The organism is Isoalcanivorax pacificus W11-5 (genome assembly GCF_000299335.2).
In the GTDB taxonomy this organism is placed as follows: domain Bacteria; phylum Pseudomonadota; class Gammaproteobacteria; order Pseudomonadales; family Alcanivoracaceae; genus Isoalcanivorax; species Isoalcanivorax pacificus.
Map to the genome: position 1 here is coordinate 410,259 of NZ_CP004387.1, position 16,446 is coordinate 426,704.

Here is a 16,446-nt window from a genome sequence, read left to right on the forward strand (position 1 = left end):
GCTTGAGAATCCATCATTGCCGGCCCGGCCGGCTGTTGCCGCAAGGAGTTGTTCCATGAAGTCACGCGCCGCGATTGCCCTGGAAGCCGGCAAGCCCCTGACCCTGACCGAGATTGATGTGCAGGACCCAAAGGCCGGTGAAGTGCTGGTGCGCATCGTCGCCACCAGTGTCTGCCATACCGATGCCTACACCCTGTCCGGCAAGGACCCGGAGGGCCTGTTCCCGTCCGTGCTCGGTCACGAAGGTGCGGGCATTGTTGAAGCCGTGGGGCCGGGTGTGACCAGCCTGCAACCGGGTGACCATGTGATCCCGCTGTACACGGCCGAGTGTGGCAAGTGCAAATTCTGCCTCTCCGGCAAGACCAACCTGTGCGGCGCCGTGCGGGCGACACAGGGCCAGGGCCTGATGCCGGACGGCACCTCGCGGTTTTCGCTCGACGGTAAAACACTGCACCACTACATGGGCACCTCGACGTTTTCCGAGTACACCGTGCTGCCGGAAGTGTCGCTGGCAAAAGTCTCCAAAGAGGCGCCGCTGGACAAGATCTGCCTGCTCGGCTGCGGTGTCACCACCGGCATTGGCGCGGTGCTCAACACCGCCAAGGTAGAGCCGGGCGCGACGGTGGCCGTGTTCGGCCTGGGCGCCATCGGGCTGGCGGTAATCCAGGGTTCGGTCATGGCCAAGGCGGCGCGCATCATTGCCATTGATGTGAACCCGGACAAGTTCGAACTGGCGCGGCAGTTTGGTGCCACGGATTTCGTCAATCCGAAGGATTACAGCGATCCGATCCAGCAGGTGATTGTCGACCTGACCGACGGCGGTGTGGATTACTCGTTCGAGTGCATCGGCAACGTCAACGTGATGCGCTCCGCGCTGGAGTGCTGCCACAAGGGCTGGGGCGAATCGATCATCATCGGTGTGGCGGGTGCCGGCGAGGAAATCGCCACGCGGCCGTTCCAACTGGTCACCGGGCGCGTGTGGCGCGGCTCCGCCTTTGGTGGTGTAAAGGGCCGCAGCCAGTTGCCGGGCTATGTGGAGCAGTATATGAACGGCGAGATCAAGATCGACGAATTCATCACCCACGATATGCCGTTCGACAAGATCAACGAGGCGTTTGATCTGCTGCACGAAGGCAAGAGCATTCGCACCGTGCTGCACTTCTGACCAGGCCGTGCGCAATAAAAAAACGGGAGTGGCGTGCCACTCCCGTTTTGCGTTTCAGCCGGCGATGTGTCGACGGCTGCGCCACCAGAACACCAGCCCCAGCAGTATCAGCGCCAGTTGTGCGCTTAAACCCTGCACTGTCGGATAAATCCCCAGCCAGTCAATGGTGGGCAAATCCAGATAGCGCACCCCCAGCCATCCGGCTTCCTGCAACGCGGCCACGCCGCGCCCCAGCAGCACGAACGACAGCACCAGCAGCACGATGCCGGTGACGCGGAAGAACAGCCCCAGCGGCAGCCGCATGCCGAGTCGGAAGAACAGCACGCACACCACAGCGAGCGCCGCGATGGCCGCGCCGATGCCATAGAAAACCCAGGCTTGCGACGCCGCGCCGACCTGGCTCCAGAGCGCTTGATAAAACAGGATCGTCTCGAAAATTTCCCGGTACACCGACACGAACGACACCAGCACCAGCGCCCACAGGGTCCCGCTGCCGAGGGCGTTGTCGACTTTCTCGCGAATATAGCTGAGCCATTTCTGGCTGTTGGCGTGGCTGTGCATCCAGAAACCCATGTAGAACAGAATGCCTGCGGCGAGCAGGCCGGCGATGCCTTCGGTCAGTTCGCGCGCGGTGCCGCTGAATGAAATCAGCGTGGCGGCCACGTACCAGGTGACGGCGCCGGCGGCCAGCGCGGCGATCCAGCCCAGATGGATGTAATGGGTGGCGCGCGGTGCGTTGGCCTTGCGGGTAAAGGCCAGCAGCGCGGCGACAATCAGCAGCGCCTCCAGCCCTTCGCGGAACAGGATGACAAAACTGGCGGTGGCGGTGGCCATCGGCGAAAGACCGTCCCCCTCCAGCGCATCGGCGGCACGCTGGAGTTGTGCCAGTGCGGTGTCCACTGCAGCACTGACATCGGCCGCCGGCCGCCGCCGCTCGATGGCCTCGCGCACGGCCATGAAGGCACGCTCGGCCTCGCGCATCAGCGCGCCGTCCACAGCGGCCAGTTGCTGCTCAATCATTTCAAAACCATCGAGGTACGCCGACAGCGCGGCACTGCGGGCGCCGTCGCGGTTGCCATCGCTGTAGAGCCTGTTCGCCCCGCGCAATTGGGCGGCGCTGTGATCGAGGAAACGGTTGCTGGCAAACAGGGCGTCCGGCGTGCCGCGCAGATAGGCCGATGCCGCGTACGCGGCATCGCCGTGCTGGTCGCGGATATCCTCCGGTGCGCTGCCGAGCAGCGTGTCCAGGTCCAGCGTACGGGCCAGGCCGGGCAGGTTTTCCAGTGCCTCGCTGCCGCGCGCGGCGAGGGCGTTGTCTACGGCAAAGCTGCCCACCAGGAAGGTCAGCGCCCAGCGGTCCTCGTCGCTGAGGGCGTCGCCAAAGGCCGCCATGCCGGTGCCTTCCACACCGTCGGTGATGGTGGTGTACAGGCCCAGCAGCGAACGGCCCTCGAAACGCGTCAGATCATGGAAATCGGTAGGGGCGGGTTCCAGCATGGCGCCGGCGGGGCCATCTCCGTGTCCGTCGGCGCCGTGGCACACGGCGCACTGCTGCTGGTAGAGCGTGCGGGCGTGGGCCATGTCCGGCGCGCTGGCCGGGCGTACCGGGATGCCGTAGGTGCCGACCAGCGTGCCACGGATGGACTGCGCCAGTTGTTTCACGTCGGTATTGCCTGCGCGGGCATCAATGGCCTTGGCCAGGGCATCGGATTGCGTCACCAGGGCGGCCTTGCCCTCTGCCTCCGGCAGGGCCGCCACGCCCTCGCGCAGCAGGCCGGCGAATTCGGTCATCTCAGCGTATTCCTCTGCGCTGATGATCTCGCCGTCTTCGACGGCGTTGATGTAGTCGGCACCGATGTATTCAACCAGTTGCACCAGCGCGGTTTGCCCGGCGGCCTGGGCGGAAACAGCCAGGAGCACGAGCAGGCAAAGGCTCAGAGAGCGGAAGAAAGGATTTTTCATGGAGAGTGAACGCCAATTCAGGAAGTGAACGTAAAGGCAAACGGTTCGCGTTCACAATGCTCCGCCCATTGCAGGCAGAAGTCAAAAGACAACGCCGCCCAGGGGCGGCGTTAGCGGCGAGCTACGAGCTTGAAGCCTTTCGCTCGCAGCCTGCAGCAGTTGGGAGGCGCCAGCCGCCCTTAGTGATCGTGCCCGCCCGGGCCGTGTACGTGGCCGTGGCTGAGTTCTTCGGCGCTGGCTTCGCGTACTTCGGCAATTTCCACGTCGAAGTGCAGGGTGGCGCCGGCCAGCGGGTGGTTACCGTCGACGGTCACGGTGTCGCCGTTCACTTCGGTGATGGTGAACAGGCGCGGGCCAGTCTCGGTGTTGGCCTGGAACTGCATGCCCGGCTGGATATCATCCACGCCCTGGAATGCGTCGCGCGGCACGTCCTGGATCATTTCGTCGTGGCGCTCGCCGTAGCCTTCGGCCGGCTGCACGGTGACTTTCAGGGCATCGCCGGCCTGCTTGCCGGTCAGTGCGTTTTCCAGACCCGGAATGATGTTGCCGTGGCCGTGCAGGTAGGCCAGCGGTTCGTTGCGCTCGCGAGAGGAGTCCAGGGTCTCGCCCGCGTCATTGGTGAGGGTGTAGTGGATCGCCACTACGGCGTTCTCTGCGATCTGCATGAAAATTCCGGTACGTCAGTGAATTGAGGACTCCATGCTAACGGCCAGGGCGAGTGCTGGCCACCGCAGCGGGGCAAATTGGGGTAGACTCGGCCCATGCTGACCGACCGCTTCGGCCGCCAGGTGGACTACCTGCGGCTCTCCGTTACCGACCGCTGCGACTTCCGCTGTGTCTACTGCATGGCGGAGCAGATGACCTTTTTGCCCCGCGAGAGAGTGCTGACACTGGAAGAGCTGCACCGGCTGGCACGGGCGTTCATCCAGTTGGGGGTGCGCCGTATCCGCCTGACCGGTGGTGAGCCGCTGGTGCGGCGTGATCTGCCGCAACTGGCGCACTGGATCGCCAGTGAGCCGGGGCTTGCGGAACTGACGCTTACCACCAACGGCAGCCGGCTCGGGCGTTACGCGGCCTCATTGCGCGATGCCGGGGTGAAGCGTCTGAATATCAGCCTCGACAGTCTTGATCCGGCCCGTTTCCACGCACTGACCCGGACCGGGGAACTGGCCGATGTGCTGGCCGGCATTCAGGCCGCGAAAGCAGCGGGATTTGCGCGCATCCGCCTGAACAGCGTCATATTGCGCGGGCGCAACGAGGACGAGATCCCGGCGCTGGCGGACTTCGCGCTGGCGCACGGCCTGGACCTGGCCTTTATCGAAGAGATGCCCCTCGGCGAGATCAGCGAGCACAGCCGCGCGCTGGCGTTCATGCCCTCGGAGGATATCCGTGCGGCGCTGGAAGCCCATGTCCCGCTGATGCCGGCCACCGATGTCAGTGCCGGGCCGGCGCGCTACTGGCGCGTGCCGGGGTATCGCAGCCGGATCGGTTTTATCTCGCCGCATTCACACAACTTCTGCCACCTGTGCAATCGCGTGCGGGTAACGGCGGAAGGGCGGTTGCTGTTGTGCCTGGGCAATGAGCACAGCGTGGATCTGCGCGCTGTGCTGCGGGCGCATCCGCAGGACGATGCACCGTTGCGTGAGGCGATTGTGGCGGCCATGGCGATCAAGCCGGAGCGGCATCATTTCCGCGTCGATGACGGCGAACAACTGGTGCGCTTCATGAACATGACCGGCGGCTGACGGTCACTCCACCGCGGCCCCATGCTCGGTGGCACACAGGGCATGGTCGGCCAGCACATCAATCACCCGGCATTCGCGTACCTCTCCGTGCGGGCAGTGGCCCAGCATCCGTTCCAGTTCCTGCTCCATGGCCTGCAGCCGCGCGATGCGACGGCGGACGGTGCCGAGGTGCGCGCGAGCCAGCTCATCCACCTCCGTACAGGGTTGCTGCGGCTGGTCGGCCATGGCCAGCAACTGGCGGATATCGGCAATGGAGAACCCCAACTCGCGGCTGTGCAGGATGAATCGCAGCCGGCGCGTGTGTGCTTGGGTATAGCGGCGCTGATTGCCTTCGCTGCGGGCGGGCGGCGGCAACAGGCCGATGTCTTCGTAGTAGCGAATGGTCTGGACCTTGCAACCGTTGTCGGCGGCGAGCCGGCCGATGCTCAGGGCGCTCATGGGCTTGAACCTACAGTGACTGGAGGTTTTATTCTGGCAGGCATCACGCTACCTGACCAGGGAAACACCATGTCTGAACAATGCCACAGTCATGATCATGCAGAAGCCTTCGATGGCATGAGCGCCGGTTACCGCCGGGCGCTGATGTGGGTGCTGGCGCTCAATGCCGGCATGTTTGTGGTCGAGATGTTCGCCGGTGCGTTGTCCGGCTCGCGGGCGTTGCAGGCCGATGCGCTCGACTTTCTTGCCGACAGCTTCACCTACGGCCTGAGTTTCTGGGTGCTGGGCAAACCCCTGCGCTGGCGCAGCTATGCGGCGCTGGTCAAAGGCGGCTCGCTGCTGCTGATCGGTGCCTGGGTGCTGGGCACCACCGTGTGGCAGGTGTTCGCACCGCATCAGCCACAGGCGGAGGTGATGGGCGTGATCGGGCTGATGGCGCTGGCAGCCAACGTGGCCAGTGCACTGATTCTACTGCGCTACCGCGACGGCGACGCCAATGTGCGCTCGGTATGGCTGTGCTCGCGCAACGACGCGATCGGCAACGTGGCGGTGCTGGGTGCGGCGGGGCTGGTGCTGCTGCTCGGCAGCGGCTGGCCGGACCTGGCGGTGGCGGGTGTGATGGCGACCCTGTTTCTGCACAGCGCCTGGCTGATTCTGCGGCAGGCGCTGCGGGAACTTCGGACCGGGCGAGCCTGAACAGCCGCGCGCCGGATGCTCAGGCGTCCGGCGCGGTATCCGACGGGAAAATCCCCAGTTCATCCCAGATGGCATCCACCCGTTCTTTCACGGCGTTGTCCATGACGATCGGCCGGCCCCATTCGCGGTTCGTTTCTCCCGGCCATTTGTTGGTCGCATCAAAGCCGATCTTGGAACCCAGGCCAGACACCGGCGAGGCGAAGTCCAGGTAATCGATCGGGGTGTTGTCCACCAGCGTGGTGTCGCGGATCGGGTCCATGCGCGTGGTCATGGCCCAGATCACGTCTTTCCAGTCGCGGGCATTGATGTCGTCGTCGCAGACGATCACGAACTTGGTGTACATGAACTGCCGCAGGAAGGACCACACGCCCATCATCACGCGCTTGGCGTGGCCAGGGTACTGCTTCTTCATGGTTACCACCGCCATGCGGTAGGAGCAGCCTTCCGGCGGCAGATAGAAGTCGGTGATCTCGGGGAATTGCCGGCGCAGGATCGGCACGAAAATCTCGTTCATGGCCACACCCAGCACGGCCGGCTCATCCGGCGGCCGACCGGTGTAGGTGCTGTGATAGATCGGATTGCGACGGTGCGTGATGCGCTCCACCGTGAACACCGGGAAGCGGTCCACTTCGTTGTAATAGCCGGTGTGGTCACCGAACGGCCCTTCATCGGCGTATTCATCCGGATAGATGCAGCCTTCCAGCACGAACTCGGCACTGGCCGGCACTTGCAGCTCATTGCCGAGGCAGTCGGCCACTTCGGTACGGCTGCCGCGCAGCAGGCCGGCGAAGCCGTATTCGCTCAATGAATCCGGCACCGGCGTCACGGCACCGAGAATGGTGGCCGGGTCAGCACCCAGCGCCACCGAGACCGGGAACGGCTGGCCGGGATGTGCTGCCTGCCATTCCTGAAAATCCAGCGCGCCGCCGCGATGGCTCAGCCAGCGCATGATCAGCTTGTTGCGACCGATCAGTTGCTGGCGATAGATGCCGAGGTTCTGCCGTGCCTTGTTTGGCCCGCGCGTGATCACCAGCGGCCAGGTCACCAGCGGGCCGGCGTCGCCGGGCCAGCAGGTCTGGATCGGCAGCTGGTACAGATCGACCTCATCGCCTTCCACCACGACCTGCTGGCAGGCCGGCGAGCCGACCACCTTCGGGTTCATCGACAGGACCTGTTTCAGGATCGGCAGTTTGGAGAGGGCATCGCGGAAGCCTTTTGGTGGCTCCGGTTCTTTCAGGAAGGCCAGCAACTCGCCCAGCTCGCGCAACTCGGCCAGTGATTCGCGGCCCATGCCCAGGGCGACGCGCTTTTCGGTACCGAACAGGTTGCCTAGTACCGGCGTGGAAAACCCTTTCACATTCTCGAACAGCAGCGCCGGGCCACCGGCGCGCAGGGTGCGGTCGCAGATTTCCGTCATCTCCAGATGCGGGTCCACCTGCAGCGTGATCCGCTTGAGTTCGCCGCGCTGTTCCAGTTGCGCGACAAAGTCGCGCAGGTCGCCGTATTTCATCCCAACTCCTGCCTGGTCCGGTGTGCCGGGGAGTATAGCAGTAGCCGGATGGCCTGCTGCATCACGGGACCGTCACGTCATTGTCGCGCAATGGTCATGTCGTGATAACCGGGCTTTCACCTGCGAAATGTAGGGTCATGCCAACCCGAGTAGTGCATTCCGAATACGTGACACAGCCTGAAGGACCCCGACGCCATGAACAGTAAATTCGAGCAGCCGAACATCGTGCTGGACGGCAATATTCCCGAGCCGAGCGCCAACCCGTCTGACAACCGTCACTTTGCCGACATCATCCAGGCCCGCTTTTCGCGCCGTGCCATGTTGCAGGGGTCGCTGGGTGTGGCCGCAGTGGGTTTTCTTGGCGGCACACTGGCGGCCTGTGGCGGTGACAGCAGCAGCCGTCGTCGCAAGGCGAGCCTGGGCTTCGAGGCCATCCCGGCCGGTCGCGACGACGCCATCGTGGTGCCGGAAGGCTACACTGCGCGGGCTTTCCTGCCCTGGGGCACACCGATCCTCGGCAGCATGCCGGCGTATATGGAGGATGGCAGCAACACCGGTGCCGACCAGGCTGAGCAGATGGGCTCGCACCATGACGGCATCCATTACTTCCCCATTGACGGCAGCTCCGACCACGGCCTGCTGGTAATGAACCACGAGTATGTGGACAAGAAAGTCATCCATGCGGCTGGCCCGTCGGCGCGCCCGCGTCCGCTGGATGAAGTGCGCAAGGAAATGAACGCGCATGGCGTGTCCGTGGTGGAAATCCAGAAAGGTGCCAATGGTGAGTGGGAAATGCTCAACAACGGCCAGAACCGCCGTATCACCGCCTTCACCGAGATGGAAATTACCGGGCCGGCGCGTGGCAGCGAACTGCTGGTGACCGCCTTCAGCCCGAACGCCACCAGAACACGCGGCACGCTGAACAACTGCGGCAGTGGTTTCACGCCGTGGGGTACTTACCTGATCTCGGAAGAAAACTGGGCCGGTTATTTTCATCCGGATGCCAGTATCGATCCGGTGCCACGTGAACTGGCGCGCTACAGCGTGTCCGGCTGGCAGGGCAATTTCTGGTATGACGCGCAGGAAGGCGGCATCGTCACCAGCGATGACAATTTCTCCCGCTTCCTGACCGCCGCCACAGGGGCTGACGCCAGCGAGGACTTCCGCAACGAGCCGAACAACTTCGGCTGGCTGGTGGAGTTCGACCCGTTTGATCCGAACAGCGTGCCGAAAAAACGCACTGCCATGGGCCGCTTTGCCCACGAAGGCGTGGTGCCGGTGCCGGCGGTGGTGGGTAAGCCGGTGGTGTTCTATTCCGGTGATGACTCCACTAACGAATACATCTACAAATATGTCTCCAATGCCAACTATGAAGAAGGCATGACCGGCGACGATCTGCTGGACGACGGCACCCTGTACGTGGCGCGCTTCAACGATGATGGCACGGGCGAATGGCTGGCCCTGGATTTCGACGATGTGGATTTCCAGGCGGACATGAGCGAGTCCCCCATCAAGTTCACCTCGCAGGCGGATGTGCTGGTGAATACGCGCAGCGCTGCCGACATGCGCGGTGCGACGCCGATGGATCGCCCGGAATGGGGGGCAGTGAACCCGGTGACCAACGAAGTCTACTTCACACTCACAAACAACAGCGGCCGCCAGTATGCGGATGAAGCCAATCCGCGTGTGCTGAACCGCACCGGACATATCATTCGCTGGAATGAAGATGGCGAGCCGGCAGCCACCACCTTTAGCTGGGACATTTTTGTCTTCGGCGGGCGTGACAAGCTGCACCTGCGTGGCTATGTGCCGGGTACGGGTACATTCCTGACGGAAGAAAACTTTTTCGCCAGCCCGGATGGCCTGTTGTACGACGATTCAGGCATCCTCTGGATCCAGACCGATATGTCCGGTGGGCAGCAGGACGGTAGCAGCGCTGATGGCGACTTCGGCAACAACCAGATGCTGGCCGCGATCCCGGAAACCGGCGAAATCAAACGCTTCCTGGTTGGCCCGATGGATTGTGAAGTGACGGGCGTGGTCCTGACCCCGGATCACAAGACCATGTTCATCAACATCCAGCATCCGGGTGACCGGTCCGAGCCGGGCAACTTCACCAGCCACTGGCCGTCAGGTGTGGCTGGTGCGCGGCCGCGCTCGTCCACGGTGGTCATCACGAAGGATGATGGCGGCGTGATCGGTCTGTAAGACGGTCACCGCCACCACTGAACAAGGCCCCGAAAGGGGCCTTGTTCGTTCAGGGCAGCAGCGTGGCGGGCAATGCGCCGCGTTGCAGTAGTGAAAGCATATCCATGCTTACCGCCAGGCAAACGTGCACCAGCACGCCGCCCCAGATTGAACGGCAGCGCCACGCCAGCAGGCACAGGATCAGCCCGAACAGCAGCGAGCCAAAGCATTCCATAAAGGGCTTCGGTAAATGAATGGTGAGGTACACCAGGCTGGAGACATGGATCGCGTAAATACCCATCACCGGTTTCAGGCCGCGCAGCAGTACCCCGCGGTAAAAGAACTCGATGCAGAAGAACTGCAACACATACAGCAGTTCCCACAGCAGCAGGTCGAGCCAGCTCCGGCCAGCCAGGGGATAAAACGGATAGGTATTGAGAAAGGTGTCGCTGAACGAGGCGAGCAGCGCCATGCCGGCCATGACGCCGCCGAACAGCAGGTAATAGCGAAAGTGTACGCCGGTATCGCCCCAGCCCAGGCCGTACTCTTTCAGTGGTTCGCGCAACACGAAGCGAATCACCAGCACCGGAATGACCACATAACCCAGCAGCAACCAGCCGGCCCAGCGGGCCTGCTCCAGCAGGCCGGCAAAGCCGGTGCGTTGCACATCGCGCCAGAGCAGGGTGCGGGATTCGCCGCTGAGGCTGGCGAGCGTGTCGACCAGACTGCGCAGTGAGCCATTGATGGCGAGATACTGATTGATCAGCAGGGCGGCGGCGGTGATGACTGCGAACAGCAACAGGCGTCGGTGCGCGGCCAGGCCCTGCAGGCTTTCCCGGGTAATGGCCGGTTCTGCCAGCAGGTTGGTAAGCGGTGTCAGAAAACCCTGGCGGGTACGGGGCATTGCCGGTCTCTCATGCAGGCCATAAAAAAACCGGGTGCCGCCACGCGACACCCGGTCTGTATTACACCACCGGATTCTGCGCCGGTGTTATTTGCGTTTCATTGCATCGAAGAATTCGTTATTGGTCTTGGTCTGTTTCAGACGGTCGATCAGGAATTCAATCGAGGCGATTTCATCCATCGGGTGCAGCACTTTGCGCAGCACCCACATGTTTTTCAGTTCGTCCTCGCCCACCAGGCGCTCTTCGCGACGGGTGCCGGACTTCTTGATATTGATAGCCGGGAACACGCGTTTTTCGGATACCTTGCGGTCCAGATGCAGTTCCATGTTGCCGGTGCCCTTGAATTCCTCGTAGATCACTTCGTCCATCTTCGAGCCGGTTTCCACCAGCGCGGTGGCGAGGATCGTCAGGCTGCCGCCTTCCTCGATGTTCCGGGCGGCACCGAAGAAGCGCTTCGGTTTTTCCAGGGCGTGGGCATCCACACCACCGGTAAGCACCTTGCCGGAGCTGGGCTGCACGGTGTTGTAGGCACGGGCCAGACGGGTAATGGAGTCGAGCAGGATGATCACGTCCTGCTTGTGCTCGACCAGCCGCTTGGCTTTCTCGATCACCATTTCGGCCACCTGAACGTGACGTGCCGGCGGCTCGTCAAAGGTGGACGCCACCACTTCGCCACGCACGGTACGCGACATTTCCGTCACCTCTTCCGGCCGCTCGTCGATCAGCAGCACGATCATGTGGGATTCGGGATTGTTGCGGGCGATGGAGTGGGCGATCTGTTGCAGGAGCATGGTCTTGCCGGCTTTGGGCGGCGCGACGATCAGGCCGCGCTGGCCCTTGCCGATCGGTGCCACGAGATCAATCACGCGGGAGGTGATGTCCTCGGTGGAACCGTTGCCGAGTTCCATCACCAGCCGTTCGGTGGGGAACAGGGGGGTCAGGTTCTCGAACAGGATCTTGTTCTTGGCGTTTTCCGGTTTATCAAAGTTGATTTCGCTGACTTTCAATAATGCGAAATAACGCTCGCCTTCTTTCGGTGGCCGGATCTTGCCGGAAATGGTATCGCCGGTGCGCAGATTAAAGCGGCGGATCTGGCTCGGGGAAACGTAGATATCATCCGGGCCCGCCAGATAGGAGCCTTCGGAGCTGCGCAGGAAGCCAAAGCCGTCCTGCAGGATCTCGAGGACACCATCGCCGTAGATGTCGGAGCCATTTTTGGCGGCCTTTTTCAGAATGGAGAAAATGACATCCTGCTTGCGGGTGCGGGCGAGGTTTTCCAGGCCCATTTCGCGGGCGATTTCCAGCAGCTCTCCAATGGGCTTCTGCTTCAGTTCAGACAGGTTCATCGGCTTGATTACGTTTCCAGAAAGATTAGTGGTGTGCGGGCCGCAGCTGGGCCGGCTGAGTTTTAGGTGTTTTAGGAAAAACTGCGCCGACGAGGGGTCGGACGACAAGGGAAGTGCGAAGCTGGACCGGAATGTACCACCCGTGATCGGGCGCTGTCTAGACCCGCGCCCGCTGCCGGGCCGGCCGCAGCGGGAGAGGGGATGGCCGCCCCAGGCCCCGCCTGGGCGGGGCTGGCGGCGTGCTGTCAGAGGGTGCTGTCGAGGAAAGCCGTCAGTTGCGACTTGGACAGGGCGCCTACTTTGGTCGATTCCACGTTCCCGTTACGGAACACCGACAGGGTCGGGATGCCACGTACGCCATACTTGCGCGGGGTATCCGGATTGTCGTCGATGTTGATCTTGACCACCTTCAGGCGCCCGGCGTACTCAACGGCGACGGCCTCCAGAACCGGGGCGATCATCTTACACGGGCCGCACCAGGGGGCCCAGTAATCCACCAGCACCGGCTCGCTGGACTTGAGAACGTCGTCCTCAAAGCTGCTATCGGTGGTGTTGATAATCTCGCCGCTCATTGATTTCTCCTGTTTGGGGGTTCGCGGTCCGCATAATATCAGGTCAGGCGCCGGAGGTTTCAACCTTCGGCAGGGTATGGCGGCCATAGCGGCAGGCTCTCGCCCGGGCGGAGCGGGCCGGGGGCGCAGCAGCGCCTGCGATGGGCTGATATCATCCCGGTTGTCATCTGACTGTCTTGTGTGAATGTCATGCTCCGCCCTGCGCGGACGCCCCCGGACACGTTGAAGGAGAACGCTTTTGCCGCAGAATCCGGAACATCTGGCTGCGATCGACCTGGGGTCGAACAGTTTCCACATGGTGGTGGCCCGGCTGGTGCAGGGCGAGTTGCAGGTCCAGGAAGGCCTGTCCGAAAAAGTCCAGCTTGGTGCCGGGCTGGACGAGCACAACTGCATTACGGCGGATGCGCGTGAGCGAGCGCTGGAATGCCTGGGCCGGTTTGCCCAGCGGATCCGCGACGTGCCGCGTATCGGTGTGCGTGTAGTGGGCACCAACGCACTGCGTATGGCCCGTAACGCCAAGGAGTTCATCCGCGATGCCGAGGCGGTGCTGGGGCACGATATCGAGATCGTGGCCGGCCGTGAGGAAGCACGCCTGATCTATCTTGGTGTCAGCCATTCCCTGCCGGATCAGCAGGGGCGGCGGCTGGTGGTGGATATCGGCGGCGGCAGCACCGAACTGATCATCGGCGAGCGCTTCGAAGCGCTGGAGACCGAATCCCTGCATATGGGCTGTGTCAGCTTTACCCGCCGCTTCTTTCCCAATAATGAATGCGCCGAGAAGTCGTTTGACCGGGCCGTGACCACGGCCCGGCAGGAAGTATTGACGTTGCAGGCGGCGTACCGCCGGCTGGGCTGGCAGGAAGCCGTGGGGGCCTCCGGCACCATCAAGGCGATCGGGCAGGTGTGTGAGGAGAATGGCTGGAGTGACGGTGCCATCTCCGCCGACGGGCTGGAGCGTATCCGCCGTCGCCTGGTGCGGGCGGGCAGGGTGCCTGACGCCGGCCTGAAAGGACTGCGCGAGGACCGCATGCCGATCTTCGCCGCCGGGGTGGCCATTCTCACGGGCATCTTCCAGCAGCTCGGCCTGACCAGCATGACCATCAGTAACGGCGCGCTGCGGGAAGGGCTGCTGTATGACCTGCTTGGCCGGCTGGAACATGAAGACGTGCGCGAGCGGTCGATCCAGGCGCTGATGAACCGCCACCACGTCGATGTCCAGCAGGCGCAGCGGGTGGCGGACACCGCCCAGAGTTTCCTGGCCCAGGCCAGCGATGGCTGGACGCTGGCCGACACCATGGCGGCGGATGTCCTGCGCTGGGGAGCGCTGCTGCATGAACTGGGCCTGTCTGTCTCGCACAGCCAGTTCCACAAGCATGGCGCCTATCTTGTGCAGAATTCCGACCTGCCGGGCTTCTCCCGCCAGGAACAGCAGGCGGTGGCGGTGCTGGTGCGGGCGCACCGGCGCAAGATTCCGCTGTCTGCGTTCGAGGAACTGCCCGGTGATGACCAGGCCATGTTATTGCGGCTGAGCCTGCTGCTGCGGCTGTCGGCGCGGCTGCACCATGCGCGCAGTGATCAGCCGCTGCCGGATATCCGTGTCACGGTGGGGGCGAAAAAACTGGCGCTGGCGTTTCCGGAAGGCTGGCTGGCGGATCACCCGCTGACCCGGGCGGACATGGAGCAGGAGCAGGAGTTCTTCGAAGGCGGCGGTTTCGAGCTGATCATCACCTGAGGTTGTGCTTCAGGTGATGATCAGCCCGGCGACAGGCGTCAGGTGAGCCGCTCCAGCAGGACCTGCTGGGCGGTGATCAGCGGTTCGCCCTCGTTGAACGGGGCCCGCAGGTAGCTGCCGTCCGATTGCAGCAGCCAGGCCTGGCTGTTGTCCTGCAGATAGACTTCCAGCCCTTCATACAGAATGCGCTCGCGCAATTTCGGGTCGTTGATCGGGAAACAGGTTTCCACCCGGTTGATCAGGTTGCGCTCCATCCAGTCGGCGCTGGAAAGGTAAATGCGTTCCTCGCCGCCATGATGGAAGTAATGCACGCGGGTATGTTCCAGAAAGCGGCCGATGATCGAGCGCACACGGATGTTGTCCGACACGCCGGGCAGGCCCGGACGCAGGCAGCACATGCCCCGCACGATCAGATCAATCGGCACGCCGGCCTGGCTGGCGCGATAGAGCGCCTGCATGATCTGCGGGTCGGTGAGTGAATTGACCTTGGCGATGATGCGCGCCTTGCGGCCGGCCAGTGCCTCCTGCGTTTCGAAATCGATCAGCTCCAGCAGCCCGCTGTGCAGGGTGAACGGCGAATGCATCAGTTGCTTGAGCCGCGCCGCCTTGCCCATGCCGGTCAACTCCAGAAAGATCTTGTGCACGTCCTGGCACAGGCCTTCGTCTGACGTCAGCAAACCGTAGTCGGTATACAGTTTGGTGGTCTTGGTGTGGTAATTGCCGGTGCCCATGTGGGCATAGCGGCGAATGTTGCCGTTGGCGTCGCGCCGGATGATCAGCATCATCTTCGAGTGAGTCTTGTAGCCGACAATGCCGTACACCACGATGGCACCGGCTTCCTGTAGCCGGCGGGCGCCTTCGATGTTGCTTTCTTCATCAAAGCGCGCGCGCAGTTCCACCACGGCCGTCACTTCCTTGCCGTTGCGTGCAGCGGTTTCCAGATGATCGAGGATTTCCGAGTTGGTGCCGGTGCGGTACAGCGTCTGCTTGATCGCCAGTACCTTCGGGTCGCGCGCGGCTTCGGCAAGGTAATTCACTACCGGATTGAACGATTCGAACGGATGGTTGAGCAGAATGTCGCCCTGATCCACGACATCAAAAATGCTTTCGGCGTTCTTGATCCGGGCCGGCACGCGCGGGGTGAAGGGGGTATAGCGCAGGCGCGGGCGCTTTACGTCGGTGAACATGCGCGCCAGGTTCACCGGGCCGTTCACTTCGTACAGGTCTTCCTCGCCCAGCTCGAATTTCTGCAACAGGTATTCGATCAGGTGGCGTGGACAGTTGTCCGCGACTTCCAGCCGGACCTCGTCGCCATAGCGGCGCATCAGCAACTCGCCTTTCAACGCCAGCGCCAGGTCATCCACGTCTTCATCCACTTCCATGTCGGCGTTGCGTGTGACGCGGAACTGATAGCAGCCGGTCGCCTTCATGCCGGGGAACAGATCACTGACGTGTGCATGGATCATCGACGAGAGAAACACGAAATTGTCGTTACCGTCGTCACAGATGTCATCGGGAATGCGGATCAGGCGCGGCAATGAACGCGGGGCTGGCACGATGGCCAGCCCGGTCTGGCGGCCGAAGGCATCCTTGCCGTCCAGTGACACGATAAAGTTCAGGCTTTTGTTGACCAGACGCGGAAACGGGTGCGCCGGGTCCAGCGCGATCGGCGTCAGCACCGGATAGATCTGATCGCGGAAATAGCGTTTGACCCAGGTTTCCTGTTCGCTGGTCCAGTTCTCGCGACGCAGGAAATGCACACCTTCGCTGGCCAGGGCCGGCAACAGGATGTCATTGAGAATGTGATACTGGCGCGTCACGGCCTCGTGCACGATGGCACTGATGCGCTTGAGAATATCGCCAGGCAGCATGCCATCGAGCGTGGGTTGGCCGGTATTGGTCTGCAGGCGGTTTTGCAGCCCGGCGACACGAATCTCGAAAAACTCGTCCATGTTGCTGGAAAAGATCAGCAGGAAATTCAGCCGTTCCATCAGCGGCTGGCGCTCGTCCATGGCCTGTTCCAGCACGCGCAGATTGAATTGCAGCAGGCTGAGTTCCCGGTTGATGTAGTAGTCCGGATTGTCCAGGTCAGTGGTGGCGTTCGGCGTAACGTCGTCAGGGATGGAGGCGGTCATGCAGGGACATCCTGATCAGTGCGGCTGGGAGAGACTCCTTATCTAATTACATT

Annotated in this window: 13 protein-coding genes; 5 read left to right on the forward strand and 8 right to left on the reverse strand. The window is 62.7% G+C overall.

The annotated features are described in order from the left end of the window. The first annotated feature begins 55 nt into the window (after nt 1–55). Nucleotides 56–1,165, forward strand: a complete 1,110-nt coding sequence (locus tag S7S_RS01970) for an S-(hydroxymethyl)glutathione dehydrogenase/class III alcohol dehydrogenase (protein WP_041025897.1) — start codon at nt 56–58, stop codon at nt 1,163–1,165. Between the two features lie 54 nt (nt 1,166–1,219). On the opposite strand, the gene S7S_RS01975 is transcribed toward S7S_RS01970, so the two are convergent. Then, on the reverse strand, nt 1,220–3,127 hold the full coding sequence (locus S7S_RS01975) for an FTR1 family protein (protein WP_041025898.1): 1,908 nt from the start codon (nt 3,125–3,127) through the stop codon (nt 1,220–1,222). Nucleotides 3,128–3,306: 179 nt separating this feature from the next. After that, nucleotides 3,307–3,792: an FKBP-type peptidyl-prolyl cis-trans isomerase gene (locus S7S_RS01980; protein ID WP_041025899.1), complete on the reverse strand. Its 486-nt coding sequence runs from the start codon at nt 3,790–3,792 to the stop codon at nt 3,307–3,309. A gap of 96 nt (nt 3,793–3,888) precedes the next feature. Between S7S_RS01980 and moaA the strand changes: the two genes are divergently transcribed. Continuing rightward, on the forward strand, nt 3,889–4,872 hold the full coding sequence (gene moaA / locus S7S_RS01985; protein ID WP_041025900.1) for a GTP 3',8-cyclase MoaA: 984 nt from the start codon (nt 3,889–3,891) through the stop codon (nt 4,870–4,872). Nucleotides 4,873–4,875: 3 nt separating this feature from the next. Here moaA and S7S_RS01990 read toward each other — a convergent pair whose 3' ends face one another. Further along, a complete protein-coding gene (locus tag S7S_RS01990) occupies nt 4,876–5,310 on the reverse strand; it encodes a MerR family transcriptional regulator (protein ID WP_041025901.1) in 435 nt (144 codons plus the stop codon). A 69-nt stretch (nt 5,311–5,379) separates the two neighbouring features. On the opposite strand from S7S_RS01990, the gene S7S_RS01995 reads away from it, so the two are divergent. Then, on the forward strand, nt 5,380–6,006 hold the full coding sequence (locus tag S7S_RS01995) for a cation efflux transmembrane domain-containing protein (RefSeq protein WP_041025902.1): 627 nt from the start codon (nt 5,380–5,382) through the stop codon (nt 6,004–6,006). 19 nt (nt 6,007–6,025) lie between these two features. Here the strand turns inward: S7S_RS01995 and ubiD are convergent, their stop codons facing one another. Further along, nucleotides 6,026–7,516, reverse strand: a complete 1,491-nt coding sequence (gene ubiD / locus S7S_RS02000) for a 4-hydroxy-3-polyprenylbenzoate decarboxylase (RefSeq protein ID WP_041025903.1) — start codon at nt 7,514–7,516, stop codon at nt 6,026–6,028. Between the two features lie 195 nt (nt 7,517–7,711). Between ubiD and S7S_RS02005 the strand changes: the two genes are divergently transcribed. Beyond that, the gene (locus tag S7S_RS02005) at nt 7,712–9,724 is read left to right on the forward strand and encodes a PhoX family protein (protein ID WP_041025904.1); all 2,013 of its coding nucleotides are present in this window, start codon (nt 7,712–7,714) and stop codon (nt 9,722–9,724) included. Between the two features lie 49 nt (nt 9,725–9,773). Here the strand turns inward: S7S_RS02005 and S7S_RS02010 are convergent, their stop codons facing one another. The 3 genes from S7S_RS02010 to trxA all read right to left on the reverse strand — a co-directional run bounded on the left by S7S_RS02010 (nt 9,774) and on the right by trxA (nt 12,526). Continuing rightward, nucleotides 9,774–10,607, reverse strand: a complete 834-nt coding sequence (locus tag S7S_RS02010; RefSeq protein WP_052269194.1) for a CPBP family glutamic-type intramembrane protease — start codon at nt 10,605–10,607, stop codon at nt 9,774–9,776. A gap of 87 nt (nt 10,608–10,694) precedes the next feature. Continuing rightward, nucleotides 10,695–11,954: a transcription termination factor Rho gene (gene rho / locus S7S_RS02015; protein ID WP_041025905.1), complete on the reverse strand. Its 1,260-nt coding sequence runs from the start codon at nt 11,952–11,954 to the stop codon at nt 10,695–10,697. A gap of 245 nt (nt 11,955–12,199) precedes the next feature. After that, on the reverse strand, nt 12,200–12,526 hold the full coding sequence (trxA, locus tag S7S_RS02020) for a thioredoxin TrxA (protein WP_008736578.1): 327 nt from the start codon (nt 12,524–12,526) through the stop codon (nt 12,200–12,202). 238 nt (nt 12,527–12,764) lie between these two features. On the opposite strand from trxA, the gene ppx reads away from it, so the two are divergent. Then, a complete protein-coding gene (gene ppx / locus S7S_RS02025) occupies nt 12,765–14,258 on the forward strand; it encodes an exopolyphosphatase (RefSeq protein ID WP_041025906.1) in 1,494 nt (497 codons plus the stop codon). Between the two features lie 38 nt (nt 14,259–14,296). Here ppx and ppk1 read toward each other — a convergent pair whose 3' ends face one another. Then, a complete protein-coding gene (ppk1, locus tag S7S_RS02030; RefSeq protein WP_041025907.1) occupies nt 14,297–16,393 on the reverse strand; it encodes a polyphosphate kinase 1 in 2,097 nt (698 codons plus the stop codon). Between the last annotated feature and the right edge of the window lie 53 nt (nt 16,394–16,446).

What these genes read in the sequence shown, in the direction of transcription:
- moaA (WP_041025900.1), top strand. Translation starts at nt 3,889, where the DNA reads ATGCTGACCGACCGCTTCGGCCGCCAGGTGGACTACCTGCGGCTCTCC.
- S7S_RS02005 (WP_041025904.1), top strand. Translation starts at nt 7,712, where the DNA reads ATGAACAGTAAATTCGAGCAGCCGAACATCGTGCTGGACGGCAATATT.
- S7S_RS02010 (WP_052269194.1), bottom strand. Translation starts at nt 10,607, where the DNA reads ATGCCCCGTACCCGCCAGGGTTTTCTGACACCGCTTACCAACCTGCTG.
- trxA (WP_008736578.1), bottom strand. Translation starts at nt 12,526, where the DNA reads ATGAGCGGCGAGATTATCAACACCACCGATAGCAGCTTTGAGGACGAC.
- S7S_RS01995 (WP_041025902.1), top strand. Translation starts at nt 5,380, where the DNA reads ATGTCTGAACAATGCCACAGTCATGATCATGCAGAAGCCTTCGATGGC.
- S7S_RS01970 (WP_041025897.1), top strand. Translation starts at nt 56, where the DNA reads ATGAAGTCACGCGCCGCGATTGCCCTGGAAGCCGGCAAGCCCCTGACC.
- S7S_RS01980 (WP_041025899.1), bottom strand. Translation starts at nt 3,792, where the DNA reads ATGCAGATCGCAGAGAACGCCGTAGTGGCGATCCACTACACCCTCACC.
- rho (WP_041025905.1), bottom strand. Translation starts at nt 11,954, where the DNA reads ATGAACCTGTCTGAACTGAAGCAGAAGCCCATTGGAGAGCTGCTGGAA.
- ppk1 (WP_041025907.1), bottom strand. Translation starts at nt 16,393, where the DNA reads ATGACCGCCTCCATCCCTGACGACGTTACGCCGAACGCCACCACTGAC.
- S7S_RS01990 (WP_041025901.1), bottom strand. Translation starts at nt 5,310, where the DNA reads ATGAGCGCCCTGAGCATCGGCCGGCTCGCCGCCGACAACGGTTGCAAG.
- S7S_RS01975 (WP_041025898.1), bottom strand. Translation starts at nt 3,127, where the DNA reads ATGAAAAATCCTTTCTTCCGCTCTCTGAGCCTTTGCCTGCTCGTGCTC.
- ubiD (WP_041025903.1), bottom strand. Translation starts at nt 7,516, where the DNA reads ATGAAATACGGCGACCTGCGCGACTTTGTCGCGCAACTGGAACAGCGC.